This is a genomic window from Luteibacter sp. CQ10 (assembly GCF_040900725.1).
Classification (GTDB): domain Bacteria; phylum Pseudomonadota; class Gammaproteobacteria; order Xanthomonadales; family Rhodanobacteraceae; genus Luteibacter.
In genome coordinates this window covers 1,855,195-1,879,527 of record NZ_JAEUYM010000001.1, presented here as the reverse complement: position 1 = coordinate 1,879,527, position 24,333 = coordinate 1,855,195, and the positions used below count along the sequence as shown (strand labels likewise).

Here is a 24,333-nt window from a genome sequence, read left to right as displayed (position 1 = left end):
TCAGCGGCGATACCCGGCGAAGCGGTAAAGACGAATCAGGCGGCCGGAGCCTTGAGCTCCGGGTTATCCCAGCCTTCTTTCGCCGCGAACCGTGCTCCATGCTTCTGCTCGAGCTTCGCCAGCCGCTCGCGAACCGTGGCGACGCCTTCGGTGCGCACGTATTGGATGGGGCCGCCGCGGAACGGCGCGAAACCGGTGCCGAAGATGACGCCGGCATCCAGCAGGTCGGCATCGTCGACAACGTTTTCCGCGAGGCAGGCGATGGCTTCGTTGACCATCGGCAGGATCATGCGGTCCTGCAGGTCGGACGGCGGCACGTAGTCCGGATCGACCTCGGGTTTCTCGGGCTTGCCGTCCTTCCAGACGTAGAGGCCTTCGCCGTCCTTCTTGCCGCGCTTGTTCGCGGCGAGCTTTTCCTCGAGGCCCTGCGGCACCTCGAGACCCAGGAACGGCGCCAGTTCCTTGCCCACCGAGGCGCAGACATCGAGGCCCACGGTGTCGGCCAGTTCGATCGGGCCCATCGGCATGCCGAACTTCTTCGCTTCGCGATCGAGTACCGGCCCCGGCACGCCTTCGTTGTAGAGGCGCATGGCCTCCATGAGATAGGGCATGAGAATGCGGTTGACCAGGAAGCCCGGGGTTCCCTTGACCGGCACCGGCAGCTTGCCGATGGCCTTGCAGAACGCGAGTGCGCGTTTTTCGATATCGGCGTCGAGCCGGTCGTGGCGGACGACTTCCACGAGCGGCATCTGCGCCACCGGATTGAAGAAGTGCAGGCCCAGGAAGCGTTGCGGCGCGGCCAGGCCCTGCCGCAGTTCGTCGAGCGGAATGGACGACGTATTGCTGGCGAGGATCTCGTCGGCCTGGAACTGCGGCTCGATGGCCGCGTAAAGCGCGTGCTTCGCTTCGGGATTCTCGAAGATCGCCTCGATGGCGAGATCGGCGTCGGCGACGCCCTTGCCCTCGACATCGGCGCGGAGGCGGGCGGTGGCGGCTTCGACCTTGGCGGGTGCCTTGAGCTTCTTTTCGAACAGCGTCTTCGCCCGCTGGATCGCCGGCTCGATGAAGCGCAGCTCGCGGTCTTGCAGCGTGACCTCGAAGCCCTTGAGCGCGGCCCACGCGGCGATGTCGCCACCCATGGTGCCGGCGCCGACGACGTGCACGTGCTCGATGCCATGCTCGACGCCGCCGCCGAGGCCCTTGAGCCGCTCCTGCAGGAAGAAGATACGGATGAGGTTGCGTGCGGTGGGCGTAGCGGCGAGCTTGGCCACCGACCGGGCTTCGAGCTTCAGGCGCTGCTGGATGTCGTCTCCGCCTCGCGCCCAGGTATCGATGAGGGCGAACGGCGCCGGGTAATGCTCCTTGCGCACCTTGGCGGCGGTCTGCTTGCGCACCATCGGCGCCAGGATGGCCCTCGCGGGGGCGGTGTTCGTGGCCCATGCCTTCGCACGCTGGGCGAGGGGGCGTTTCTGTGGGCGCTTGGCGAGATGACGTGCTTCGGCGAGCAGTTCGTCCGGGCGGGCCAGGCGGTCGACCAGGCCCACGGCCTTGGCGCGGCGCGCATTGAACGGCTTGCCGGTGAGCATGGCCGGCAAGGCGTCCGGTGCGCCGATGAGGCGCGGGAGACGGGCGCTGCCGCCCCAGCCAGGATGGATGCCCAGCATCACCTCGGGCAGGCCGATCCGGGTGGCGTCGTCGTCGGCCGCGATGCGCATGCGGCAGGCTAGGGCCAGTTCGGCGCCCCCGCCCAGGCAGACGCCGTGGATCGCGGCGACCGTGGGGCAGGGGAGGCGGGCAAGGTTCTCGAAGACGCGCTGGCCATACTCGATGGTTTCGAGCACGGTGCCGGTCTGCGCGTACTCCACGAATTCGCGGACGTCCGCGCCCACCGCGAAACCGGAGCGCTTGGCCGAGTGGATGACCACGCCGGTCGGGTTTTCGATGCCCAGGCGTTCGACGAGCGTGTCCAGCTCGTCGAGCACGTCGCGGGAGATCGCGTTGGCGCTGGTGCCCTCGCGGTCGAGCGTCAGGACGACGATGCCGTCGTCGCCCACGCTGGTCTTCCAGTGCTTGAATCGGAGTCCTTCGAACATGGCGGTCGTGCGGTGGCGAGTGAGCGCACCACCATACCGTCCCATCGGGACGAATGCGAGATACCGGCGCGTATGGTGGCCGGGGCGTTTCCGTGCAAGGCGCTGGCGCCTTTGGGCATTTGGCTCGATACTTTGAGGGATTTCTGCCCTTTCCGAGCCCATGTCCGTCGATCCGCAAGCAGGCACCGACCTCTTCGAACGCATCCTGTCGGCATCCGGGCCGCTGGTGGCGCTCAAGGCCACCGATCTGGCCGCGCTGGTGGACCAGTTCCGTCTCGTCGCCCGCCGTACCGGCCAGGCGGCCTATCTGTGGGGCGCGAACGAAGGGCTGGTGAGCCTGCGTGACGCGCAGATGCGCGTTCCCGGCTGCGCACGCCTGGGCGATGCGCTTCGCTACATCCTGCAGAGCCTGCATTTCGGCGTGTACCTCCTCGAGGTGCCGACCGGCCCCATCAGCGCCACCGACAGTGCACTGTTACGGCAATTGGCCCGGGCACAGACCGGTCATGTGCGCCGCGTGGTGCTCCTCGGCACCACGGCCGCCCAATTGGGCGGCCTGGGCGACGAGGTGGTGGTCGTCGATGCCGATCGGCACGCCCGGTCGGCGACGCCGCGCCTGCGCGACGGGCGCTGGGTGGTCTGAACGGGCATGACGGACACCAGGGGCATCCTCGTTTTCACGCCGCGCCGGGATATCCGTCGCGCGATCTTCGACGCGCTCGACGCGGAAGGCGATTGCTTCCTGCTGAGCGCCCGCGACGCGGAGCAGCTGACCTCGTTGCTCGCCGACGCGCCGCCGCTGCACGTGGCGGTGGTCGCCGCCGATGGCACCGAGGATCTCGCCCGGGGGCTGCGTATCCTGCGTGCCCATGCCGCGTATGCGACTTTGCCCATCGTCTACCTGGTGGCCGACGATCTCCCCGGGCTGACGCCGGAGGGGCATGCCTACTGGTTGCGCGAGAGCGCCGTCGAACACGAACTGGTGCCTCGCCTGCGCGCGGCCATGGCCGCGCCGGCGCCGGTCGCTCCGGCGGCGGCGCCCCCGGAGGCGGGCTACCGTTTCGCTTTCGACGCCGGCGCGGCCTGGGTCGTGGCGACGACGCCCGACGGTTGCATCCTCGAAAGCGGCGAGGTGATGAACCGCCTATGCGTGGGGGATGGCCCCGTGGAAGGCCGCCTGCTCGGTGAGCTTTTTTCCCTTCCCGACGGTATGTCCTGGCCGTTACCCGATGGCGATGCCCACCCTTGCGTGCTCCGCCGGGCCGATGGGCGGGACGTTCCCGGCGAAGTGGACGTGCGGCACCTGGTCAACGGCGGCGAACACCGCATCGGCGTGGCGTTTCGTGACCTGCGCGTGAGCCACGTGGCCGATCGCGCGCTGGCGTTGCTGGCCGAACTCGATGCGTTTCCCGCCGACGACGAAGGCATGCACGCCACGGCCGCGAAGGTGGCCGATGCCCTTGGCCTCGACGTGCTGGCGGTGTGGTCGGCCTTCCCCGAAAGCGATCACGATCCGGAGCTGGTGGCCCGCGTGTGGAACGGCGGCGAGCAGGTCGAATGGGCGGAAGCGGCCGATATTTCGCTCCTGAAGCTATGCCTCGGCGGTGAAACGCTGTCGCAGCTGATCGAAGGGCAGGGCATCCCCCTGGCCGATCCGCTGGTGGAAGCGCTGGGATTGCATGCTTTCGCCTTCGTTCCCCTGATCGACGAACGGCACAACGTGTTCGGCGCGATGCTCGCCGGCAGCCGTCGCCATAGCGGCGCGGGCCGCATGCTCGAAGTGGCCTTGCGCGCCGTCGGCGCGCGCTTCGCCGCGGCACTGGAGCTGCGGCGAAGCCGCGAACAGGGCCGCGCCCGGGGACTGATCGATCCGCTGACCGGGCTGCCCAACCGCCTGTTGTTCGACGATCGCCTGGATACCACCATCCGCGAGGCCGAGCGCACGGGCGAATGTTTCGCCACGCTGATGATCGACCTGGACCGCTTCAAGGGCATCAACGACACGCTGGGTCACGCGGCGGGCGACCAGGTGCTCGCGGCCGTGGCGCGACGCTTGCGGTCGAGCGTACGTGGCTCGGACACCGTGGCGCGCTACGCCGGCGACGAATTCACGATGATCCTGCGGCACATCGTCAAGCGCGACGACGTGCAGCGCATCGCCGAGAAGGTGGTGCAGGCCATGGAGGTGCCGCTCGACCTCGGCGACGGCTCCGAACTTCAGGTCACGGTATCCATCGGCATCGCCTTTTTCCCCGACGACGCGGTGGAGGGCGACCTGTTGCTCCATCACGCCGACGAGGCCATGTATGGCGCCAAGCGCCTGGGGCGCAACAACTACCAGGTGTATGCGGTCAATCTCGACGCATCGCAGCAGCAGCAGATCGAACTGAAGTCGCGCCTTCGCCATGCGGTGCGCAATGGCGAACTGAGGGTCTTCTACCAGCCGCAGGTCGACGCGGTGAGCGAGGACATCGTCGGCATGGAAGCGCTGGTGCGCTGGGAGCATCCCGAACTGGGCATGATCAGCCCGGCCTTCTTCATTCCCATGGCCGAGGCCACCGGTCTCATCGTGCCCATCGGCGAATGGGTGCTGCGCACGGCGTGCCAGCAGGCCAAGGTCTGGGAAGACCGCTACGGATTGGGTTTGCGTCTGGGCGTCAATCTTTCGGCGGTGCAGTTGATGCAGGCCGACCTCGCCGGCGATGTCGCCGCGGCGTTGCGCCAGACGGAACTGAGCCCCTCGCTGCTCGAACTCGAGGTGACGGAGAGCATCAGCGTCAAGACCGTGCCCGACCTCGAGGAGCGGCTCGGGGCGCTGCATGCGCTGGGTTGCCGTATCGCCATCGACGACTTCGGCACGGGCGCGGCCTCGCTCGATTACCTGCGCCGCCTGCCCGCCGACCGGATCAAGATCGACCAGAGCTTCGTACGCAATATCGGCGTCGATCCCGACGACGAGGCGATCGTGCGCTCCACCATCGAGATGGCGCATCGTCTCAAGCGTGGGGTGGTGGCCGAGGGGGTCGAGGTCGAGGAACACCTGCAGTTCCTTCGCGCGCAGGGCTGCGATGAATTGCAGGGCTATCTGTTCTGCAGGCCCTTGCCCGCGCTCACTTTCGACAAGTTGCTGGCCGAGCGCGAGCGCCTGGTCAGCGAGGGGCGCTCGGTCGCGCCGGCGTAAGCCGGGTTGAGGTGGCGGCCGCGATCCGCATATTTTCCCTGGGAACGGCCGGTGCGGTGAACTTGCGTCGCCGGCTTTTGTCTCACTTGCGCCCGCGACTGGCCCCTGAAGAGTTAAGGAGACGGCCCGGATGGGCGAAAACGAACTGGATCAAGCACTTGTCGAACGCGTGCAACAGGGTGACCGGCGCGCATTCGATCTGCTTGTCCGCAAGTATCAGCACAAGGTGGTCGCGCTGATCTCCCGCTACGTCCATGACTGGACCGAATGCGAAGACATCGCCCAGGAGGCTTTCGTGCGCGCGTGGCGTGCGCTCGGCTCCTTCCGTGGCGAGAGCGCGTTCTACACCTGGCTGTACAAGATCGCCGTGAACACGGCCAAGAACCACCTCGTGGCCATGGGCCGGCGCCCTCCCACGGGAGATATCGACATCGAGGACGCCGTCTACGTACCCGGAGCCACCCGGATGCACGAAAGTGCCACGCCCGAGCGTGAACTCATGCGTGAACAGGTGGAACAAACGGTGTTTTCCACTGTCCAAGCCCTGCCCGAGGAGCTTCGGGCCGCGATCACCCTGCGCGAGGTGGACGGCAAGAGTTACGAGGAAATCGCCGCCATCATGGACTGCCCCATCGGCACCGTCCGTTCGCGTATCTTCAGGGCCCGCGAGGCCATCGACGAAAAACTGCGGCCATTGCTTTCCGACCGCGAGGACAAAACCCAATGAGCGAAGCCAATCGGGAATTTCTCTCCGCCGGTATGGATGGAGAGCTGTCACGGGAGGAAATCCGCTTCCTGCTGCGGCGTCTGGACGCCGACCAGGGCCTTTCGGAGGCATGGTCGCGCTATCACCTGGGCCGTGACGGCTTGCGTGGCCAGGCGGTGCCGCCGGTATCGCGCGATTTCGCCAGCCGGGTCATGGCCGCCATCGAAGCCGAAGCCGCCGCCGCTCCCGCGGGGGCGCCGCGGCGCCGCTGGCTGCAGTGGTCGGCGGGCGGTGCGATCGCCGCCAGCGTCGCCGTGGCGGCCCTTATGCTTTCCCAGCCGTCGGGCAGTGGATCGTCCGCCGGCGTGCCTCAGGTCGCATCGCAGGCTGCCAGCGCAGCCCCCGAGAGCGTTGCGCAGGTAGCCGATACCGCCCGCGAGACCGCCCAGGCGCCAGTGGCGCCGCAATGGCTCAGCGGCAACATGGCGTCGCAGTTCACCCAGAAGGCCGCTTTCGAGGGGCCGGGCGACGACGGTGCGGTCTATCTGCCGCGCTCCATGCCCTACCAGATTCACCGTACCCGTGCCGCTGCCCAGGCGACGGACAACAGCCCCTACATGCTGCTGATCCGGCCCGATGGTAGCCGTTATGTGGCACCGGTCGCCGCGCCTCAGGCCCGCTGAGGCACCTGGCTTTCCCGGCGCGCCGTGCGTTCATGGCGCGCCGCTCGACCATCCCTGTTTCGTAACGATCCGTGCGGCATGCTCCGCACGGGCAGCCGTGGCTTAAAAAGGAGGAAAACGATGGCTTTCTGGCATGTACGCGCGCTTCTGGGCGGCGCCTTGGTCGTGGCGGCGACGGGTGCGCAGGCGCAATCGTTGCCGGACTTCACCGGGATCGTCGACAAGTACGCCCCCGCGGTCGTCCACGTGGAGGCGAAAACCACCGGAGCGGCGCATCGCGCCAAGGGGCGCACCGGCTCGCCGAAGACCGCGCCCGACGACCAGGACCAGGACGAACTGCTCCGCCGTTTCTTCGGCATGCCCGGGATGCCGGGCATGCCCATGCAACCCCGCGAGCAGACCTCGCTGGGTTCGGGCTTCATCATCTCGGCCGACGGATACATCCTCACCAACGACCACGTCGTCGACGGCGCCGATGAGGTGAAGGTCCGTCTCCAGGATCGCCGTTCGTTCACGGCCAAGGTGGTGGGTGAGGACCCCCAGTACGACATCGCCTTGCTCAAGGTGGATGCCAGCGCGTTGCCTACCGTCACCATCGGCGATTCGCGTTCGGTGAAGCGCGGCCAGTGGGCCCTGGCCATCGGCTCGCCGTTCGGCCTGGACGCCACGGTGACCCACGGCATCATCAGCGCCGTGGGCCGCAACCTCGGCAGCGGTGACCAGCCGTATACCTCCTTCATCCAGACCGACGTGCCGATCAACCGGGGCAATTCGGGCGGTCCGCTGTTCAACCTGCAGGGCCAGGTCATCGGCATCAATTCGCAGATCTACTCCACGTCGGGCGGCTACCAGGGCCTGTCGTTCTCGATTCCCATCGACGTGGCGATGAACGCGGTGCAGCAGATCAAGGAAAAAGGCTATGTCTCCCGGGGCATGCTGGGCGTCACAGTGCAGCCGGTCGACGAGTTCGTGAAGAATCTCGACCTGCCCACCGCCAGCGGCGCGCTGGTGGCGCAGGTCACGGCCGGCAGTGGTGCGGACAACGCCGGGCTGAAGCAGGGTGACGTCATCCTCTCGTTCAACGGCACGCCGATCATGCAGTCGGCGGACCTGCCGCCGTTGGTGGGCATGACCAAACCGGGCTCGAACGCCAAGGTCGAGATCCTGCGCGACGGCAAGAAGCAGACCGTCGACGTGAAAGTCGGCGAACTGCCACGTGACAAGGATGCCCTGGCAGCCGTCTCGTCCGGCGGCGATTCGGCGGGCGGCTCGGCCGCCGCCCTGGGCATGTCGGTGCAGGACATCGACGCCTCCACGCGATCGGAGCTGGGCCTGAAGGCGGGCGAGGGCGTGGTGGTGAGCAAGATTTCCGGTCGGGCGGCCCAGGCGGCCGGCCTGCAGTCGGGAGACATCGTGCTCATGGTCAACCAGAAGCGTGTCGGCAGTGCCGCGGCCTTCCGCGAAGCCACCAAAGGGGTCAAGCCGGGCGACACCGCCATGCTGCTGATTCGCCGCGACGATGCCACCCGGTTCGTGGGAATTACCGTCCCCGGCGATCGTTGAAACAAGGGCCACCCGCCGGTCGGCGGCGGGCGGCCTTCCATGCGATAATGCGGGATTAGCGTCGGCCCGGATGGGCCGGCGCGCGTCGTTCGCGCCGCGAGCGATGGTGAACGTGACCACGGCGCTCCATGGAACTCATCCGCAACTTCTCCATCATTGCCCACATCGACCATGGCAAGTCGACCCTGGCCGACCGCATCATCCAGTTGTGCGGAGGCTTGTCCGAGCGCGAAATGGAAGCGCAGGTGCTCGACAACAACCCGATCGAGCGCGAGCGTGGCATCACCATCAAGGCCCAGTCGGTCTCGCTGCCTTACAAGGCGCGTGACGGCAAGACCTACCAGCTCAATTTCATCGACACCCCCGGCCACGTCGACTTCTCCTACGAGGTGAGCCGTTCGCTGTCCGCTTGCGAAGGCGCCTTGCTCGTGGTCGACGCCGCCCAGGGCGTCGAGGCCCAGTCGGTCGCCAACTGCTACACGGCGATCGAGCAGGGCCTCGAGGTCATCCCGGTACTCAACAAGATCGACCTCCCCACCGCCGACGTGGAGAAGGCCAAGGCCGAGATCGAGGCCGTGATCGGACTGGACGCCAGCGACGCGATCCCCGTGAGCGCCAAGACCGGCCAGAACGTCATCGAGGTGCTCGAGGCGATCATCCATCGTATCCCCGCGCCGAAGCCGCGCGGCACCGACAAGCTGCAGGCGCTGATCATCGACTCGTGGTTCGACAACTACCTGGGCGTGGTCTCGCTGGTGCGCGTGATGCAGGGCGAGATCCGTCCCGGCGACAAGATCCTGGTGATGTCCACCGGACGCACCCACCTGGTCGACGACGTCGGCGTGTTTACCCCGAAGCGCAAGAAGCTCGAAAAGCTGTCGGCCGGCGAAGTGGGCTGGATCAACGCGTCCATCAAGGACGTGCATGGCGCGCCCGTGGGCGATACGCTCACTCACGCCGGCAAGCCGGCCGAGGAGCCCCTGCCGGGCTTTCAGACCATGCAGCCGCGCGTCTTCGCGGGGCTGTTCCCGGTGTCGGCCGACGATTACCCGGCGCTGCGCGAGGCTCTCGACAAGCTGCGCCTCAACGACGCCGCCATGTTCTTCGAACCGGAAAGCTCCGAGGCGATGGGCTTCGGCTTCCGCTGCGGCTTCCTCGGCATGCTGCACATGGAGATCGTGCAGGAACGTCTCGAGCGCGAGTACGACCTCGACCTCATCACCACGGCGCCCACCGTGGTTTACGAGGTGGCCAAGACCGATGGCACCGTCATGGAACTCGACAACCCGGCCAAGCTGCCCCCGCCGCAGACGATTGCCGAGATTCGCGAGCCGATCATCGTCGCCAACGTCCTCACGCCGGCCGATTACGTCGGCAACGTGATCAAGCTGTGCGAGGAGAAGCGCGGCGTGCAGCGCTCCATCCAGTACCTGGCCACCCAGGTGCAGGTGACCTACGAACTGCCGCTGGCCGAGGTGGTGCTCGATTTCTTCGATCGCCTGAAGTCGGTATCCCGCGGCTACGCCTCGATGGACTACCACCTCGAGCGCTTCGATGCCGGCCCCTTCGTGCGCGTGGATATCCTCATCAACGGCGATCGCGTCGACGCGCTGAGCCTGATCGTGCACCGCTCTCACGCGGACCGCCGCGGACGCGAGCTGGTCGAGCGCATGAAAGACCTGATCCCCCGCCAGCAGTTCGACGTGGCGATCCAGGCCGCCATCGGCGCGGCGGTGATCGCTCGCTCGACGGTGAAGGCCCTGCGCAAGAACGTGCTGGCCAAGTGCTATGGCGGCGACGTATCGCGAAAGAAGAAGCTTCTCGAGAAGCAGAAGGAAGGCAAGAAGCGCATGAAGCAGGTCGGCAGCGTGGAGATCCCGCAGGAAGCCTTCCTGGCGGTGCTGAAGGTGGACAAGTAAAGGCCACCCCTGTGGCATGACGTTTCACCCATGGAAACCCGGCGCCGGATGCGCCGGAATGGACCTCGCGGTCCTTCGACACGATTGACGGAGTTGGCATGGCATTTGATTTCTCGGCGATTCTGCTTGGCCTGACGGTCCTTTTCGGACTGATCTGGCTGTTCGACCGCCTTTTCCTGGCGAAGGGTCGCCGCGCCCGCGCCGAGGCCACGGGCGAAGACCAGCCCGAGTCGTGGCCGGTGGACTGGGCACGTTCCCTTTTTCCCGTGATTCTCGTGGTGCTGTTGTTGCGCTCCTTCGTGGCCGAGCCGTTCCGGATTCCTTCCGGCTCGATGATGCCCACGCTCGACGTCGGCGATTTCATCCTGGTCAACAAGTTCACCTATGGCCTGCGCATGCCGGCCTTCAACAACAAGCTGGTCGAGAACGGCGAACCGCGCCGTGGCGATGTCGTGGTGTTCCGCTTCCCCGGCTACGTCTGCAAGGACGAGCAGGGCAACACCATCCGCAGCGGCGACGTGACCTGCCAGAACCCCCATGCGCCGGTGCCCAGCGAAAACTGGATCAAGCGCGTGATCGGCCTGCCGGGCGACCGTATCGAAACCCGTGGCAGCGAGCTCTACATCAACGGCGAACGCGTGGGCGCCGACGAGATCGGGCCGTACAAGGGCAACGTGAACGAGCCGGAAGACCGTCTGCTGATGACCTACGGCTCCAAGCTCTACACCGAGCACCTGGGCAGCATCAACCACACCATCGCGCTCACCCCCGCCTACAATATGCCGCTGGATATCCCCAACGCCGGGGTGCCGTCGGAAGTGCCCAAGGGCTGCTACATCGTGATGGGCGACAACCGCATGAACAGCACCGACAGCCGCTGGTGGGGCTGCATGCCCGAGAAGAACCTCGTGGGCAAGGCGTTCTTCGTCTGGCTGGCCTGGCGCGGCCCGGGCAACGGCTGGTTCGACTTCGGCCGGATGGGCCGGGTCATTCATTGACGAAACGGTGCCCACCGTCACGCCTGCCGACGTTACGGCGGGCGTCGGACGCGGTAATCTGGCACGGCGGGGCGCTTGGCGCCCCGCATCTCATCGGCACCAACTCAGGGGAGCCGCCCGGGCGGCGGGACGTGAACGCATGAAGACCAGGCAATCGGGTATTACCCTTATCGGCTTTCTCATCGTGTTGTTAGTGCTCGGCTTTTTCGCCTTCATGGCCATGAGGCTCGTGCCGTCGTACATCGAGTATTTCGGCGTGAAGAAGGCCATGAACCAGATGGCCTCCGACGGCGGTTCGGGCGACCTCAACGGCATTCGCCGTGACCTCATTTACAAGATGGGCTTCCAGTACGTCGACGATGCCACCATCCGGCCGCAGGACATCACGATCGACCGTCGCAACAACGCTACGGTGCTCGAGGTCTCGTACGACAAGCGCATCCATTTCCTCTACAACATCGACTTCCTCCTGCACTTCGAAAACGCGGTGCCGATGAGGAACGTCCAGGCATGACGGCTTACCGTGCAGTTTCCGCATCATTTTCGTAATCCATCCCTCGCGGATCTCGCGCTCACCCACCGAAGCGCGGGCAAGCCGAACAATGAGCGGATGGAATTCCTCGGCGACGCGCTTCTGGGCGTGACCGTCGCCGAGTTGCTGTTCGATGCGCATCCCAACGCCAGCGAAGGCGAGCTGTCGCGCCTGCGGTCCCAACTGGTGAACGGTCAGGCCCTGGCGGCGATCGCGCGTGACCTCGAATTGGGCGACAAGCTCAAACTGGGGCCGGGGGAGCTGAAGAGCGGAGGCTTTCGCCGCGATTCGATCCTCGCCGACGCGTTCGAGGCGCTGGTGGCGGCGGTCTACCTCGACGACGGCTACGATGCGTGCCGCCAGGTGATCAATCGCCTGTTCACGCCGCGTATCGCCGAACTGAAGCGCTCCAGCAAGGACGCGAAAACGCGCCTGCAGGAATGGCTCCAGGGCAAGGGCCTGCCTTTGCCCACCTACGAACTCATCGACAGCTACGGCGAAGACCACGCGAAAACATTCGACGTGAGCTGTTCCATCGACGAGCCCCAATCCATCCGTATCGAAGGCCGCGCCGGCAGCCGTCGCGCCGCCGAGCAGGAGGCCGCCGAGGCCGTGCTTCGTCGATTGCAGGACATCAAACCATGAACGAATTCGATAACGATCCGACCCCCGACGTCCGCGTCGACGACGATTTCCGCTGCGGTTACGTCGCGCTCGCCGGTCGTCCCAACGTCGGCAAGTCCACCCTGCTCAACGCGCTGATCGGCGTGCGCCTGAGCATCGTCAGTCATCGCCCGCAGACCACCCGTCACCGCATCCTGGGCATCTCGACCAAGCCGGAGGGCCAGATCCTCTACGTCGACACGCCAGGACTGCACAAGGGCGGCAAGCGCGCGATGAACCGCAGCATCAATCGCGCGGCACGCGCGGCCGTCACCGAGGTCGATCTGGCGGTGCAGGTCATCGAGGCGGGGCGCTGGACGGACGAAGACGCGGCCATGTACGCCGCGCTCGCCGAACAGAAGGATCTTCCCCGGTTGCTGGCGATCAACAAGGTCGACCTGCAGAAAGACAAGGCCGCCATGCTGCCCTTCGTGGCCGACCTGATGCAGAAGCATCCGTTCGACGATGTGTATTACGTGAGCGCGCTGAAGTCCAAGGGGCTCGATGCCCTGGAGAAAGGCATCCTCAAGCGCCTGCCCGAGCAGCCGGCGATCTACGGCGAAGACGAGATCACCGACCGCAGCGAGCGCTTCCTCGCCTCCGAGATGGTGCGTGAGCAGCTCATGCTGCGCCTGGAACAGGAACTGCCTTACGCCACCACGGTGGAGATCGAGCGCTTCGAGGATCGCCCCGATGGCGTAGCCGAAGTGCATGCCGTGATCTGGGTGGAACGCGACGGCCAGAAGGCGATCGTCATCGGCGCGGGCGGCGCGCAGCTCAAGGCCATCGGCACGTCGTCCCGCAAGGCGATGGAGCACCTGTTCGAGCGCAAGGTCTTCCTCAAGCTCTGGGTGAAGGTGCGCGAAGGCTGGGCCGACGACGAAAACCTGCTCAAGCGCTTCGGTTACGAATAAGCCGCGGGGGCGTGCGACGCCATGCGTATCGAGAGGGAACCCGCCTTCGTGCTGCATGCGCGGCCGTACCGCGAGACGTCGTTGCTGGTGGAGTGCCTTACCCGTGACCAGGGCCGCATCGGCGTGGTCGCGCGGGGTGTGCGGCGTGAGAAAGCACGCATGCAGCGTGCCCAACTCGAGCCGTTCCAGCGGCTCGAACTCGACCTCCTGCTGAAGGGTGAGCTGGCGACGCTGCGCGATGCGGAGCCGGTCGGCCCGGTGATTCGCCTCACCGGCGATGCCGGCATGGCCGGGCTCTATCTCAATGAGCTGGTGGTTCGCCTCACCGGCAGGCAGGATCCGAACCCCGAACTGTTCGGCCACTACGAACGCACGCTTGCGCGCATGGCCGGCGCGGAGCCGCTGGGCTGGACCTTGCGGCGCTTCGAGCGCGACATGATGGATGCGCTGGGATACGCCTTGCTGCTCGATGCCGACGCAAGCAGCGGCGACGCCATCGATCCCTCGTCGAGCTACTACTACGACCCGGAAGCGGGGCCGATGCCGGGTCGGCCGGGAGATCCCGGCGCAATCCGCGGCTCCGACCTGCTGGCGCTGGCGGCCGATAGCTCACCGGATGCCGCGGGGCTTTCGTCGCTGCGCCGGATGATGCGGCAGGTGATCTCGTTCCACCTTGGGGGTGGCGAGTTGCGGGCATGGCGGGTACTTCGCTGAGTCGAGGCGTCCCGGCTATCGCCGACGATGTCGATTCCCAAAAGGCCGGGCTTCGCGTGGGAGCCGACGTCATCGGCGATGGCATGGTCCGATCGCTCAGGCCTGCGACGCGTCCAGTGCCGTCATCGTGGCGCGAAGCTCTTCGCGAAAGCGTTCCAGTGCCGGCCCGGTGGCATGCCCCTGGTGGACGAGGTGCTTCTGCAATGCCTTTACCTGCACTCCCAGTCGCGCCGCGCCGCAGAAGCCGCACGCCGATCGCAGCCTGTGAAGCCGCTCGATGAAGGCTCCCGGCTGGCCGGCATAAACGCCGAGTTCGTCTTCGAGCGTGGCCAGCTCGTCCCGAAGCAACCCGCGCAACGCACGCATCGTGTTGGCGTCCCCCGTCGCGGCGAGGGCTTCGTCGTCGTCGAGTACTTTCGCCGTCGAGGCCCTTTCGGACAAGGAGGACAGCGCCTGCCCGAGAGCCGCCACGCGACACGGTTTTTCGATGACGCCGGCAAACCCGGCGTCGAGGAGGCGGCGGCGTTGTACGGGAGTGATCTCCGCGCTGGTCGCGAACGCCGTCGCAAGCCGTGACGCGGCGGAAGCCGTCATGCGCAGCGAGGCCAACACGTCTTCCGCACCGGCGCCGGGCATGCGGCAATCGAGCAGCAACGCGTCGAAGGGCAAGCGCGAGGCGATTTCCAGCGCTTCGCGGCCATCGGCGGCAAGGGTGGGGAGATAGCCCAGGGTCTTCAGTGCGGCGGCCAGAAACTCCCGCGTCGACACATCGTCGTCGGCGACCAGCACGGTGCGCCGCGCGGTATCGGGAGGGGCGGGGAGGGGGTCCAGGAGGCGATCTGCCATGCAACGTTCCGTGTCGTTCATCAGGATTTGGCAGAATGGACGAGCATGCTCCCCGTATCAACCCGCTCATGGATGGTTTTTGCCCTTGCCTGGTGTCTCGTCGCCTGGGCGGGTATCGCCTATGCCGGCGTCTCGGTGGAAGCGGATAGCCTGGATCTGCCGGGCTTCAGCATGAGCGGCATGAAGGCCGACATCCATCGGGCCGACAGCGGGAAGGGCGTGGCCGTCAAGCTGTTGGCGACGCGGGCCGACGTACCCTCGATGGGCTGGAAAAAACTCGGCCTGGGTGTCGACGGTGTCCTGGATCGCGACGAACTGGGGCGCTGGATTTTCGATGGCAGCGTTCGCCTGCGCGGCGCGCCGGGTGGCGCGTTGACCGAAGCGACGCTACGCATCGTGGCCGACGACGCGGCCAACACGCTCGAGGTCTCCGTTCGCCAGGACAAGGCCGGCGCGGAACTGGCCTTGCCCATCGATCAACCCACGCACGCTCAGATCACGCTCAAGGGCTTGCCTGCGGGTTGGCTCCAGGGTCTGGTCTCCACCGTGTGGGCGGGACGACTGGAGGCGGGCAAGGTCGATGCCGACGTCGCCCTCGACCTGCTCGACAACGGCATCCAGGCGGCCGGCCAGTTCGCCCTCGATGGCGTGGGGTTCGATACGCCGGGCGGCAAGATGGCGGGTCGGAAGCTGTCGGGCGGCGGCCGCCTGGGTCTCGACAGCCAGCCGTCGGCGACGACGATCGAACTGGACAGCACGCTCCGGGGCGGTGAGTTGCTGCTCGGGCCGCTTTACGCGGCGCTGCCCGCGCACGCGGTGCAGTTGTCCCTTTCCGCCCGTTCGGAAAAGGGCGCGCTGGCGATCCAGCGTCTGCGCCTGACCGATCCGGACGCCCTGCAACTGGAAGGCGAGCTCGCCTTCGACGCGAAGGGAGACCTCGATCGACTCGACATCGATCGCATCAACGCGCGGTTCCCCGCCGCCTACACCCGCTATGGCACCGGCCTGCTCAAGACCGTCGGCATCGATGCCCTGGACGCCGCGGGCGGCCTCAGCGGCCGCGCATCGATGGATGCGAAGGGCTTGTCCGCCTTCGCCTTCCAGACCGACAACCTCGATCTGTCCTTCGCCGGTGGACGCCTGGGCATCGCCGGACTGCACGGCGCCGTCGACTGGAGCGCCGACGGCGATCGGCCCGCGACGAAGCTCGGCTGGCGGGGACTCCAGGTGCTGAAGATTCCCAACGGCGGTGCGGAGGGTACGTGGCGGAGCCGCGGTGGCACACTCTCGCTCCAGAAGCCCTTGAGCATTCCCGTACTCGACGGTCAGCTGCGTATCCTCGGACTGGGCCTGAGGCCTGGCGCCGCGAGCGGCGAGCGCCTGCAGACCTCGCTGGCGCTTACCCAGGTGGACATGGCGGCGTTCTGCCGCGCGTTGGGCTGGCCGGAGTTCAAGGGCACGGTCGGAGGCGCGGTGCCGAACCTGCGCTACGTCGACGACCGGGTCGAACTGGGCGGCGGCCTGTCGCTCAACGTGTTCGACGGCTTCGTCGACATCACCGGCATGACCCTGTCCCGGCCGTTCAGCGATGCGCCCGTGCTCAGCGGCGACATCGCGCTGCGCAACCTCGATCTGGGCTTGCTCACCTCGGTCTTCGATTTCGGCAGCATCACCGGACGGATGGATGGCCACATCGACGACCTGCGCCTCGTCGCCTGGAAGCCCACGGCCTTCAAGGCGAATCTTCTCGCCGACGACGGCGGCCGGATCAGCCAGAAGGCGGTGAACAACCTCACCTCGGTCGGGGGCGGAGGCATCGCCGGGGGCCTGCAGGGCACGATGTTGAAGATCTTCAAGACCTTCGGTTATCGCCGCATCGGCTTGTCGTGCGTGCTCAAGGGCGATGTCTGCACCATGGGCGGCCTCGGCCCGGCGAAGGAGGGCTACACGATCGTCGAGGGCAGCGGCCTGCCACGCCTGACGGTGGTGGGGCACCAGCGCGAGGTGGACTGGCCGACGCTGGTGCGGCGCCTGCAGGCGGCGACCGAGGGCGGTGGGCCGGTGGTTCGTTGAAGCCATCGCTTCCCGCCGGTTCGCCGATACGATCGGCTCCCGCCCTTCGATAGGGCCGTTTCGGCAAGGTGGCTACCCATCGGGTGAGGGCGGTCGTATCGGCGAACCGGGATCGCCCGTGCGATGATGGGGCAGGATCCTACGGAGTGGCTTTTCATGCGCAAGTTGCTGATAACCCTGGTCGCCGCGGCCGCCGTGGCCCTCGTCGGCTGCGTCACCATCAACGTCTATTTCCCCGAGGCCGCCGCGCAGAAGGCGGCCGACCAGTTCATCGGCAACGTGCTCGATGACAGCGGCGTGGCACGGCCCGCCGAGAAAGTGCCGGAGAAGGCCAAGCCGCAAGACGGCGGTCCGTCGGCGTCGTTGCTCGATCTCGTGATCCCACGGGCCATGGCGGCCGACAGCCCGGATATCCAAATCCGCACGCCGGAAACCGACGCCATCCGCGAGCGGATGAAGAGCCGCTTCGGCGGTGCCTTGAAGGGCCTGTTCGATAACGGGGCCGTGGGCTTCACCGCCGATGGCCTGGTCGCCGTGCACGACGCGAACGCCCTCCCGTTGGCGCAGCGCTCCCTCGTCGACCAGGAGAACGGCGATCGCAACGCCCTCTACAAGGCCATCGCCGCGGCCAACGGCCACCCCGAGTGGGAGCCGCAGATTCGCAAGACCTTCGCCGACGGCTGGGTCCAGCGCGCGCCCTCGGGCTGGTATTATCGGGACGCCTCCGGCGCCTGGAAGCGCAAGTAGGCCCTCTTCGCCAGGAATCCGCCGTCCGTCGCGCGGCGTGTCCTCCCAGCCAGCCCGGGCCCCCAGTCCGGGCTTTCAGTTTTTGAGCGCATGACCGAATTCGAAGCCACCATCACCGACCTCAGCCACGACGGCAGGGGTGTCGCCCGCATCGACAACAAGGCCACCTTCGTCTCCGGCGCGCTGCCGGGCGAACGCGTGCGGCTGACGTACCGCAAGCGGCATCGCAACTACGACGATGCCGAGGTCGTCTCGGTCATCGAGGCCTCGCCCGATCGCGTGGAGCCGAAGTGCCGCCATTTCGGCCAATGCAGCGGCTGCTCGCTCCAGCACCTGGCCCCGGCCGCGCAGATCGCCGCCAAGCAGCACGTGCTGGCCGAAAACTTCGAGCGCATCGGCAAGGTGGCGCCGGAGTCGTGGCTGCCGTCGTCGACCGACGAGCCTTGGGGTTATCGTCGCAAGGGGCGCTTTTCGGTGCGCTTCGTCAACAAGAAGGATCGCGTTCTGGTCGGTTTCCGCGAGGAATCCAATCCGCGTTTCGTCGCCGACATCGAACGATGCGAGGTGATCCACCCGGCCATCGGGCCGAAGGTGGGCCTGCTGGCGGCGCTGGTGCAGAGCCTCGACGTGGCGCGCGACATTCCGCAGATCGAGTTCGCCGCGGGCGACGACACGGTGGCGCTCGTCTTCCGTCATCTTTCGCCGATGTCCGATCGCGACCGCGAGACGTTGACGGCCTTCGGCAAGGAACATGGTTTCGCCATCTACCTGCAGCCGGGCAACCACAGCAGCGTGCACGCGCTGTGGCCCGAGTCGCCGCGCCTGGCGTTCGGCATTCCCGCCGCCGGCGTCGAGCTGGAATTCCTGCCGCTCGACTTCGTGCAGGTCAATGCGGGCATGAACCAGCGCATGCTGGCGCGCACGCTCGAGTTACTCGATCTCAAGCCCACCGACCGCGTGCTCGACCTGTTCTGCGGCCTGGGCAATTTCACGCTGCCCATCGCGCGCCACGCCGCCGAGGTGGTGGGCGTGGAGGGCGAGCACGGCCTCGTCGAGCGGGCCGCGGCCAACGCGACCCGCAACGGCCTGGCCAACGCGTCGTTCCACGTGGCCAACCTCTTCGACGACCAGCGCAACGAGCCCTGGACCAAGGCGTCGTGGGACAAGCTCCTGCTCGATCCACCGCGCGCCGGTGCCGACAAGGTGCTCGACTACCTGCCGCGCAAGGGCACCGACCGCGTCGTCTACGTGTCGTGCCATCCCGGTTCGCTCGCCCGCGACGCCGGCATCCTCGTCGAAAAGGGTTTTCGCCTCGTCAGCGCCGGCGTGATGGACATGTTCCCGCACACTGCGCACGTCGAATCCATCGCCTTGTTCGAGCGCCGCTGAGCATGGGTATCGAGATCGAGCGCAAGTTCCTCCTGTCCGGCGACGGCTGGCGCGGCCTCGTCGGGCGCAGCGAAACGATCGCGCAGGGTTACCTGGTCGATGCCGGTGCCATCGCGGCGGGGCATGCTAAGTCGTCGGTGCGGGTGCGCCGGTCGGGCGAGCGGGCATGGCTCAACATCAAGTCGGCCACGCTGGGCATCGAACGCCAGGAATACGAATACCCCATACCGCTGGACGACGCCGAGCGCATGCTCGCCGATCTGTGCGACGGGCTGCTGGAAAAGCATCGTCATCATGTCATGTTCGAAGGCGCACACTTCGAGATCGACGAATTCCTCGGGGCGAACGCCGGGCTGGTGGTCGCCGAACTCGAATTGCCCGCCGCCGACGCCGACTATCCGCGTCCCGACTGGCTGGGCAGGGAAGTGAGCCACCAGGTTCGCTACTACAACCTCAACCTCATCGCACGGCCCTACATGCAGTGGACGGCCGACGAACGGGAATCCTAAGGAGCCATACCGTGCTGATCATCGGCTTGTCCGGTACCGCGTTGCAGGCGCACGAGCATGCCCAGCTCACGGCGCCGGGCGTGTCGGGCGTCATCCTGTTTTCCCGTAATTTCCAGTCGCGCGAACAGGTGACGACGCTGATCGATGACGTGCGCGCCGTGGCCGGCGACGACTTCCTGATCTGCGTCGACCAGGAAGGCGGCCGCGTGCAGCGGTTCCGCGAAGGCTTCACCCGCCTGCCGCCGCTGTCGGTGCTGGGACGCCTGCACGACACCGATCCCACGGCCGCCATCGAGCGCGCCGAAGAACACGCCTGGATCATGGCCAGCGAAATGCGCGCCACGGGCGTGGACTTCAGCTTCGCCCCGGTGGCCGACCTCGATCGCGGCAGCGCGGCCATCGGCAACCGCGCGCTGCATGCCGATCCCGAGGTGGCCGCCGACCTCGTGCAGGCCTACGTGCGCGGCATGCACCTGGGTGGCATGGCCGCCGTGCTGAAGCACTTTCCGGGCCACGGCTCGGTAAAGGAAGACACGCACGAATCCTCGGCGATCGACCCGCGCTCGAAGGACGACATCATGCGCACCGACCTGCGACCCTTCGTCGCCGGCATCGAGGCGCGCGCCGAGGCGGTGATGGCGGCGCACGTGAAATACACCGCCGTCGACGACCAGCCGGCCGGTTACTCGCACGTGTGGATCGAAGAGATCCTTCGCGGCGAACTGGGCTTCAAGGGCTGCGTGTTCGGCGACGACATCAGCATGGCGGCGGCGGGCAGTGCGGGCGGCATCGCCGCGCGGGTCCACGCCAACCTCGACGCGGGCTGCGATCTCGTGCTCGCCTGTTTTCCCGAGGCCGTTCCCGAGGCCATCGCGGCGGTGAAGGGGCGCCGTCCGTCGCCGATGGAGCGCATCGCTCCCCTGCGCGGCGAGATCGCTTCCACCTGGGAAGGCCTTATCGACAACCCCCAACGCGATCGCTTCATCAAGCGCGTGACTGCACTGGAGTCCTGACCCATCATGTCCACCCCCGCTTCGCTCGAGCACGCGCTCGCGCATTCCGACGTGCTGTTCACCCGCGACCAGCTCGATGCCGAAATCGCCCGCATGGGACGCGAGATCGATGCGTCCCTCGCCGGCGAGCGCCCGGTGTTCCTTTCGGTGATGCATGGCGCCCTGATCTTCGCCGGCCAGCTTGCGCTGTCCATCCGCACCGATCTCGAATTCGACTACGTGCACGCCACCCGCTATCGCGGCGAAACCAGCGGCAGCGACCTGCACTGGTTGCGCCGTCCCGAGGTGCCGCTGAAGGATCGCACCGTGCTGTTGGTGGACGACATCCTCGACGAAGGCCATACGCTGAAGGCCGTGCGCGACGCCTGCCTGGCGATGGGTGCGAAGCGCGTGCTGCTGGCGGTGCTGTGCACCAAGCTGCATGACCGCCGTGCCGAAGGCATCGAGGCCGATTTCAACGGCGTTGATTTGCCGGATCGCTACGTCTTCGGTTACGGCATGGATTACCACGAACAGGCCCGCAACCTCCCGGCCATCCATGCCTTGAAGGACTGAGCCACGATGAGCATCGATCTCGCCATCATCGGCGGCAGTGGCCTCTACGCCTTCGAGGGCCTGGAGAACGTCGAGCGCCGGTCGGTCGACACGCCCTTCGGCGCCGCCTCGGGCGATGTCGTCATGGGCGACTACAAGCAACGACGCCTGGCTTTCCTCGCGCGTCACGGCGAGAGCCATACCGTGCCGCCGCACCGGGTGAACTACCGGGCCAATCTCTGGGCGTTGCATTCGTTGGGCGCGCGTCGCGTGCTGGCGGTCAACGCGGTCGGCGGCATTCGCGACGACATGGGCCCGCGTACCCTGGTGGTGCCCGACCAGATCATCGACTACACCCACGGCCGTTACACCAGCTTCAACGACGTGGAGGGCGCCGAAGTGCGCCACATCGACTTCAGCGAGCCCTACACCGAAAGCCTGCGCCAGGCCGTGCTCGCCGCGGCCCGCGCGGAAGGGTTGGCCATCGTCGACGGCGGCGTGCACGGCGTCACCCAGGGGCCGCGGTTGGAAACCCGGGCGGAGATCGCGCGCATGAAGCGTGACGGCTGCGACCTGGTGGGCATGACCGGCATGCCCGAGGCGACGCTGGCCCGCGAACTCGATCTCGAATTCGCCTGCCTGGCCCTGGTCGCCAACTTCGCTGCGGGTGCCGGTGACGAGGCAGAAATCAGCATCGAGGAAATCTTCGCGCACCTGAAGGCGGCCACGGCCAACGTGTTTCCGATTGTGGGGCGCCTGATCGCGAGCCTTTGAACTCGGAAATAATCCCAGTTGCGCTTTGGTCTGAAACATGATGATACTTCGCAGGCGCCGCGGGGGCAGGCCAAGGGAATCCATGGGGAAGCCTCGCCGTCCGGGTGCTTCCAGTCCATGTCCAGAGGTTTCCGCAAATGCGTTTCGGTACGGTCAAGTGGTTCAACGACGCCAAGGGTTTCGGTTTCATCGCGCCCGAGGACGGTGGGGAGGACGTGTTCGTCCACTTTTCTGCGATCAATTCCAAGGGCTTTCGCAGCCTGCAGGAAGGCCAGCGCGTGAAGTTCGAAGTGACGACGGGCCCCAAGGGTGCCCAGGCGTCCGGCGTCGAAGTCGCGGCCTGATCGGTCCGCTAGCGACGTTCTGAAAAACCCCGTGCCGTTGCGCGGGGTTTTTTTTGGGGAAACACCGACGGCGACGACATCAGCGCGCGGACATCGATCGGCGCGCCGGACGGATTTGCCTGCCCGATCGGAAAGGGCATCGTGGCGGGATGCCCCGCGTCCATGGTTCGTCACTCATCGAATGCCTCGTCGCCCTGGCGATCTTCGCGATCGGCAGTGCGGCGCATGCCACGTGGCTGGCGCATTCCCTCGGGGTGCACGCACGGGCATCCCGCTCGTTCGCCGCGACTACCGTCGCTTCGAACCTCGCCACCCGCATGCGCGCCAACCTCGACGGCGTGCGTCGGGGCGACTACACAAAACCGGCAAATCACCGCGACATGACGCGATTTCGGCGCGATCTCGCCGAGCACCTCGGCCCTGGCGCGAGCGGCAAGGTCGATTGCGAGCCTGACCTTTCTTGCCGCATCCGGATCGACTGGGCCGGGCACGAGGAAATCACGTGGTACGTGCCGTCGCCTCCGTCCGCGGCATGACGCTCGTGGCGCTGTTGGCGGGCCTGCTCGTTGCGTCCATCGTCGCATCCGTCGTGATGGTCTCCCTGTCGATCGACGGACGTGCGCATGCGCGTTACATGCACGGCTACCGGGCGGACGACACGGCGTGGCTGGTGCTCGCGGCGGTCGCCGCCGATCCCGTCGAAGCGAACTGGCCTCTTGCCGGTCACACGTTGCGGCATGGAGCATCGCGGCAGCCGTTCGCCGACGGTGTGCACTCGCTGCGTTTTCTTCCGGAAGCGCGCGGGCTCGTGGAGCTTCGTCTGACGCTCGCCGACGGCCGCACGTTTTCGCGGGTGGTGCGGGTGCCATGAGGCACCGTCGAGCGCGCGGCTCGATCCTGCTGCTGGTGCTGGTGGCGCTCACGATGATGACGTTACTGGGCGCTGCGTTCGCCGATGCGGCGGCCCGTCGCTCGGCGGCGGCGAGGGCTTATCGCGAAGCCGTGAAAAAAGCATTCGAAAGCGGGACTTCCGGCGGTGGTCAGCCGTGGCGGCACCGTGCGAACATTCCCGATGGCGCGGACGGCGCGTCGTCGAACGGGGCAATTCATGGATCGCAGGCGGTTTCTCCAGGGCGCGTCGATCGCTTCGGGCCTGGCACTGAGCGGTAGCACGCTGGCCAAGGCCGCGTCGTCCACCGGCAAGGCATCGGGCGGCGGCATGATTCCCCGCGTGTGTTCCACCTGGGATTTCGGCGTGGCGGCGAACCAGGCCGCGTGGAAAGTGTTGTCGTCCGGCGGCCGTGCGCTCGACGCGGTAGAGCAGGGCGCGCGCGTGCCGGAAGCCGACCTGCGCAACCACAGCGTGGGGCGAGCCGGCTATCCCGATCGCGACGGCAAGGTCACGCTCGACGCCAGCATCATGGACGAGCACGGCAATTGCGGGGCGGTGGCTGCCATCGAACACATCGCCCACCCCATTTCCGTGGCCCGCCGCGTGATGGAACGCACGCCGCACGTGTTGCTCGTGGGCGACGGCGCCACGCAGTTCGCCATCGAGCAAGGCTTTCCACGCGAAGAACTGCTTACGCCCGAATCCGACAAGGCGTGGCACGAATGGCTCAAGACGGCCAAGTACAAACCGGTCGCCAACAGCGAAGTGAAAACCTACAACGCGGGACCGGGCGGCACCCCAGGCGACGCGAGCAACCACGACACCATCGGTATGCTCGCCATCGATGCGCACGGCAACCTTTCCGGCGCGTGCACCACCAGCGGCATGGCCTGGAAGGTCCATGGCCGCGTCGGCGATAGCCCGATCATCGGCGCCGGCCTGTACGTGGACAACGACGTCGGCGGCGCGACCTCCACCGGCGTCGGCGAGGAGGTGATCCGGAACGTCGGCAGCTTCCTCGTGGTGGAACTGATGCGCCAGGGCCGTTCGCCCGAAGACGCCTGCCGCGAAGCGGTGGAGCGTATTCTCAAGCGCAAGCCCGAAGCGAAGGACGTGCAGGTCGGGTTTCTCGCCATGGACAAGAAGGGCAACGTCGGCGCGTGGTCGATCCAGAAGGGCTTCTCGTACGCGATCTGCGATGCGCAGAAGCAGGATACGCTGCTGCCCGGCAAGAGCACGTACTGAC

General features: G+C 66.8%; 25 protein-coding genes. 23 read left to right on the top strand and 2 right to left on the bottom strand.

All coding sequences use genetic code 11. The features are described 5' to 3' along the window. Positions 1–35: 35 nt before the first annotated feature. Positions 36–2,093 (bottom strand): 3-hydroxyacyl-CoA dehydrogenase NAD-binding domain-containing protein, encoded by a 2,058-nt coding sequence (locus tag JNG39_RS08315; protein ID WP_368310681.1) that lies wholly within the window; start codon positions 2,091–2,093, stop codon positions 36–38. A 160-nt stretch (positions 2,094–2,253) separates the two neighbouring features. Here JNG39_RS08315 and JNG39_RS08310 point away from each other — a divergent pair, with 160 nt between their 5' ends. From JNG39_RS08310 to recO, 11 genes are all read left to right on the top strand, one after another. Beyond that, positions 2,254–2,736, top strand: coding sequence for a hypothetical protein (locus tag JNG39_RS08310; RefSeq protein WP_368310680.1), 483 nt, complete (start codon positions 2,254–2,256; stop codon positions 2,734–2,736). Between the two features lie 6 nt (positions 2,737–2,742). Then, positions 2,743–5,274 carry a putative bifunctional diguanylate cyclase/phosphodiesterase gene (locus JNG39_RS08305; RefSeq protein ID WP_368310679.1) on the top strand — a complete coding sequence of 844 codons (2,532 nt, stop codon included), beginning with the start codon at positions 2,743–2,745 and terminating at the stop codon, positions 5,272–5,274. A 130-nt stretch (positions 5,275–5,404) separates the two neighbouring features. Further along, positions 5,405–6,001 carry an RNA polymerase sigma factor RpoE gene (gene rpoE / locus JNG39_RS08300; RefSeq protein WP_247367064.1) on the top strand — a complete coding sequence of 199 codons (597 nt, stop codon included), beginning with the start codon at positions 5,405–5,407 and terminating at the stop codon, positions 5,999–6,001. Further along, positions 5,998–6,663 (top strand): sigma-E factor negative regulatory protein, encoded by a 666-nt coding sequence (locus JNG39_RS08295; protein WP_368310678.1) that lies wholly within the window; start codon positions 5,998–6,000, stop codon positions 6,661–6,663. Before rpoE ends, JNG39_RS08295 begins: the two co-directional genes overlap by 4 nt. Before the next feature lie 120 nt (positions 6,664–6,783). Beyond that, the gene (locus tag JNG39_RS08290; protein ID WP_368310677.1) at positions 6,784–8,226 is read left to right on the top strand and encodes a Do family serine endopeptidase; all 1,443 of its coding nucleotides are present in this window, start codon (positions 6,784–6,786) and stop codon (positions 8,224–8,226) included. A 128-nt stretch (positions 8,227–8,354) separates the two neighbouring features. Continuing rightward, positions 8,355–10,145 carry a translation elongation factor 4 gene (gene lepA / locus JNG39_RS08285; protein ID WP_144909070.1) on the top strand — a complete coding sequence of 597 codons (1,791 nt, stop codon included), beginning with the start codon at positions 8,355–8,357 and terminating at the stop codon, positions 10,143–10,145. Between the two features lie 98 nt (positions 10,146–10,243). Beyond that, positions 10,244–11,143, top strand: a complete 900-nt coding sequence (gene lepB / locus JNG39_RS08280) for a signal peptidase I (RefSeq protein WP_368310676.1) — start codon at positions 10,244–10,246, stop codon at positions 11,141–11,143. A gap of 139 nt (positions 11,144–11,282) precedes the next feature. Next, positions 11,283–11,657 carry a DUF4845 domain-containing protein gene (locus JNG39_RS08275; protein WP_368310675.1) on the top strand — a complete coding sequence of 125 codons (375 nt, stop codon included), beginning with the start codon at positions 11,283–11,285 and terminating at the stop codon, positions 11,655–11,657. A 9-nt stretch (positions 11,658–11,666) separates the two neighbouring features. Continuing rightward, complete coding sequence (gene rnc, locus JNG39_RS08270; RefSeq protein ID WP_368310674.1) at positions 11,667–12,320, top strand: ribonuclease III; 654 nt, start codon at positions 11,667–11,669, stop codon at positions 12,318–12,320. After that, entirely contained in the window at positions 12,317–13,252 is a 936-nt protein-coding gene (gene era / locus JNG39_RS08265) for a GTPase Era (RefSeq protein ID WP_368310673.1), read from the top strand. Before rnc ends, era begins: the two co-directional genes overlap by 4 nt. A gap of 21 nt (positions 13,253–13,273) precedes the next feature. After that, on the top strand, positions 13,274–13,966 hold the full coding sequence (recO, locus tag JNG39_RS08260; RefSeq protein WP_368310672.1) for a DNA repair protein RecO: 693 nt from the start codon (positions 13,274–13,276) through the stop codon (positions 13,964–13,966). A gap of 96 nt (positions 13,967–14,062) precedes the next feature. On the opposite strand, the gene JNG39_RS08255 is transcribed toward recO, so the two are convergent. Next, on the bottom strand, positions 14,063–14,812 hold the full coding sequence (locus tag JNG39_RS08255; RefSeq protein ID WP_368310671.1) for a response regulator: 750 nt from the start codon (positions 14,810–14,812) through the stop codon (positions 14,063–14,065). A 45-nt stretch (positions 14,813–14,857) separates the two neighbouring features. Between JNG39_RS08255 and JNG39_RS08250 the strand changes: the two genes are divergently transcribed. The 12 genes from JNG39_RS08250 (at position 14,858) to JNG39_RS08195 (ending at position 24,332) form a co-directional block, all read left to right on the top strand. Continuing rightward, positions 14,858–16,885, top strand: a complete 2,028-nt coding sequence (locus JNG39_RS08250) for a hypothetical protein (protein WP_368310670.1) — start codon at positions 14,858–14,860, stop codon at positions 16,883–16,885. A gap of 156 nt (positions 16,886–17,041) precedes the next feature. Next, positions 17,042–17,632: a YdbL family protein gene (locus JNG39_RS08245; protein WP_368310669.1), complete on the top strand. Its 591-nt coding sequence runs from the start codon at positions 17,042–17,044 to the stop codon at positions 17,630–17,632. Between the two features lie 90 nt (positions 17,633–17,722). Continuing rightward, complete coding sequence (gene rlmD / locus JNG39_RS08240; protein WP_368310668.1) at positions 17,723–19,021, top strand: 23S rRNA (uracil(1939)-C(5))-methyltransferase RlmD; 1,299 nt, start codon at positions 17,723–17,725, stop codon at positions 19,019–19,021. A 2-nt stretch (positions 19,022–19,023) separates the two neighbouring features. Then, positions 19,024–19,530 (top strand): CYTH domain-containing protein, encoded by a 507-nt coding sequence (locus tag JNG39_RS08235; protein WP_368310667.1) that lies wholly within the window; start codon positions 19,024–19,026, stop codon positions 19,528–19,530. Positions 19,531–19,541: 11 nt separating this feature from the next. Then, positions 19,542–20,543 (top strand): beta-N-acetylhexosaminidase, encoded by a 1,002-nt coding sequence (nagZ, locus tag JNG39_RS08230; RefSeq protein ID WP_368310666.1) that lies wholly within the window; start codon positions 19,542–19,544, stop codon positions 20,541–20,543. A gap of 6 nt (positions 20,544–20,549) precedes the next feature. Next, positions 20,550–21,098, top strand: coding sequence for a hypoxanthine-guanine phosphoribosyltransferase (locus JNG39_RS08225; RefSeq protein ID WP_368310664.1), 549 nt, complete (start codon positions 20,550–20,552; stop codon positions 21,096–21,098). Positions 21,099–21,104: 6 nt separating this feature from the next. After that, positions 21,105–21,851, top strand: coding sequence for an S-methyl-5'-thioinosine phosphorylase (locus JNG39_RS08220; RefSeq protein WP_368310663.1), 747 nt, complete (start codon positions 21,105–21,107; stop codon positions 21,849–21,851). Between the two features lie 137 nt (positions 21,852–21,988). Beyond that, positions 21,989–22,195 carry a cold-shock protein gene (locus tag JNG39_RS08215; protein WP_045829421.1) on the top strand — a complete coding sequence of 69 codons (207 nt, stop codon included), beginning with the start codon at positions 21,989–21,991 and terminating at the stop codon, positions 22,193–22,195. Positions 22,196–22,344: 149 nt separating this feature from the next. Continuing rightward, a complete protein-coding gene (locus JNG39_RS08210; protein WP_368310662.1) occupies positions 22,345–22,731 on the top strand; it encodes a prepilin-type N-terminal cleavage/methylation domain-containing protein in 387 nt (128 codons plus the stop codon). Next, on the top strand, positions 22,698–23,066 hold the full coding sequence (locus JNG39_RS08205; protein WP_368310661.1) for a hypothetical protein: 369 nt from the start codon (positions 22,698–22,700) through the stop codon (positions 23,064–23,066). Before JNG39_RS08210 ends, JNG39_RS08205 begins: the two co-directional genes overlap by 34 nt. Then, complete coding sequence (locus JNG39_RS08200; RefSeq protein WP_368310660.1) at positions 23,063–23,365, top strand: hypothetical protein; 303 nt, start codon at positions 23,063–23,065, stop codon at positions 23,363–23,365. The genes JNG39_RS08205 and JNG39_RS08200 overlap by 4 nt, the downstream gene beginning before the upstream one ends. Then, positions 23,304–24,332, top strand: coding sequence for a N(4)-(beta-N-acetylglucosaminyl)-L-asparaginase (locus JNG39_RS08195; protein WP_368310659.1), 1,029 nt, complete (start codon positions 23,304–23,306; stop codon positions 24,330–24,332). The genes JNG39_RS08200 and JNG39_RS08195 overlap by 62 nt, the downstream gene beginning before the upstream one ends. Position 24,333: the final 1 nt, after the last annotated feature.

Bases quoted from the DNA above. Each gene is read 5' to 3' on its own strand.
- JNG39_RS08275 (WP_368310675.1), top strand. From the start codon at position 11,283: ATGAAGACCAGGCAATCGGGTATTACCCTTATCGGCTTTCTCATCGTG.
- rpoE (WP_247367064.1), top strand. From the start codon at position 5,405: ATGGGCGAAAACGAACTGGATCAAGCACTTGTCGAACGCGTGCAACAG.
- lepA (WP_144909070.1), top strand. From the start codon at position 8,355: ATGGAACTCATCCGCAACTTCTCCATCATTGCCCACATCGACCATGGC.
- JNG39_RS08215 (WP_045829421.1), top strand. From the start codon at position 21,989: ATGCGTTTCGGTACGGTCAAGTGGTTCAACGACGCCAAGGGTTTCGGT.
- JNG39_RS08195 (WP_368310659.1), top strand. From the start codon at position 23,304: ATGGATCGCAGGCGGTTTCTCCAGGGCGCGTCGATCGCTTCGGGCCTG.
- era (WP_368310673.1), top strand. From the start codon at position 12,317: ATGAACGAATTCGATAACGATCCGACCCCCGACGTCCGCGTCGACGAC.
- JNG39_RS08305 (WP_368310679.1), top strand. From the start codon at position 2,743: ATGACGGACACCAGGGGCATCCTCGTTTTCACGCCGCGCCGGGATATC.
- JNG39_RS08200 (WP_368310660.1), top strand. From the start codon at position 23,063: ATGAGGCACCGTCGAGCGCGCGGCTCGATCCTGCTGCTGGTGCTGGTG.
- JNG39_RS08245 (WP_368310669.1), top strand. From the start codon at position 17,042: ATGCGCAAGTTGCTGATAACCCTGGTCGCCGCGGCCGCCGTGGCCCTC.
- JNG39_RS08315 (WP_368310681.1), bottom strand. From the start codon at position 2,093: ATGTTCGAAGGACTCCGATTCAAGCACTGGAAGACCAGCGTGGGCGAC.
- JNG39_RS08295 (WP_368310678.1), top strand. From the start codon at position 5,998: ATGAGCGAAGCCAATCGGGAATTTCTCTCCGCCGGTATGGATGGAGAG.
- JNG39_RS08235 (WP_368310667.1), top strand. From the start codon at position 19,024: ATGGGTATCGAGATCGAGCGCAAGTTCCTCCTGTCCGGCGACGGCTGG.
- JNG39_RS08310 (WP_368310680.1), top strand. From the start codon at position 2,254: ATGTCCGTCGATCCGCAAGCAGGCACCGACCTCTTCGAACGCATCCTG.
- JNG39_RS08290 (WP_368310677.1), top strand. From the start codon at position 6,784: ATGGCTTTCTGGCATGTACGCGCGCTTCTGGGCGGCGCCTTGGTCGTG.
- rlmD (WP_368310668.1), top strand. From the start codon at position 17,723: ATGACCGAATTCGAAGCCACCATCACCGACCTCAGCCACGACGGCAGG.
- JNG39_RS08250 (WP_368310670.1), top strand. From the start codon at position 14,858: ATGCTCCCCGTATCAACCCGCTCATGGATGGTTTTTGCCCTTGCCTGG.
- JNG39_RS08255 (WP_368310671.1), bottom strand. From the start codon at position 14,812: ATGGCAGATCGCCTCCTGGACCCCCTCCCCGCCCCTCCCGATACCGCG.
- JNG39_RS08225 (WP_368310664.1), top strand. From the start codon at position 20,550: ATGTCCACCCCCGCTTCGCTCGAGCACGCGCTCGCGCATTCCGACGTG.
- recO (WP_368310672.1), top strand. From the start codon at position 13,274: ATGCGTATCGAGAGGGAACCCGCCTTCGTGCTGCATGCGCGGCCGTAC.
- lepB (WP_368310676.1), top strand. From the start codon at position 10,244: ATGGCATTTGATTTCTCGGCGATTCTGCTTGGCCTGACGGTCCTTTTC.
- JNG39_RS08220 (WP_368310663.1), top strand. From the start codon at position 21,105: ATGAGCATCGATCTCGCCATCATCGGCGGCAGTGGCCTCTACGCCTTC.
- JNG39_RS08210 (WP_368310662.1), top strand. From the start codon at position 22,345: ATGCCCCGCGTCCATGGTTCGTCACTCATCGAATGCCTCGTCGCCCTG.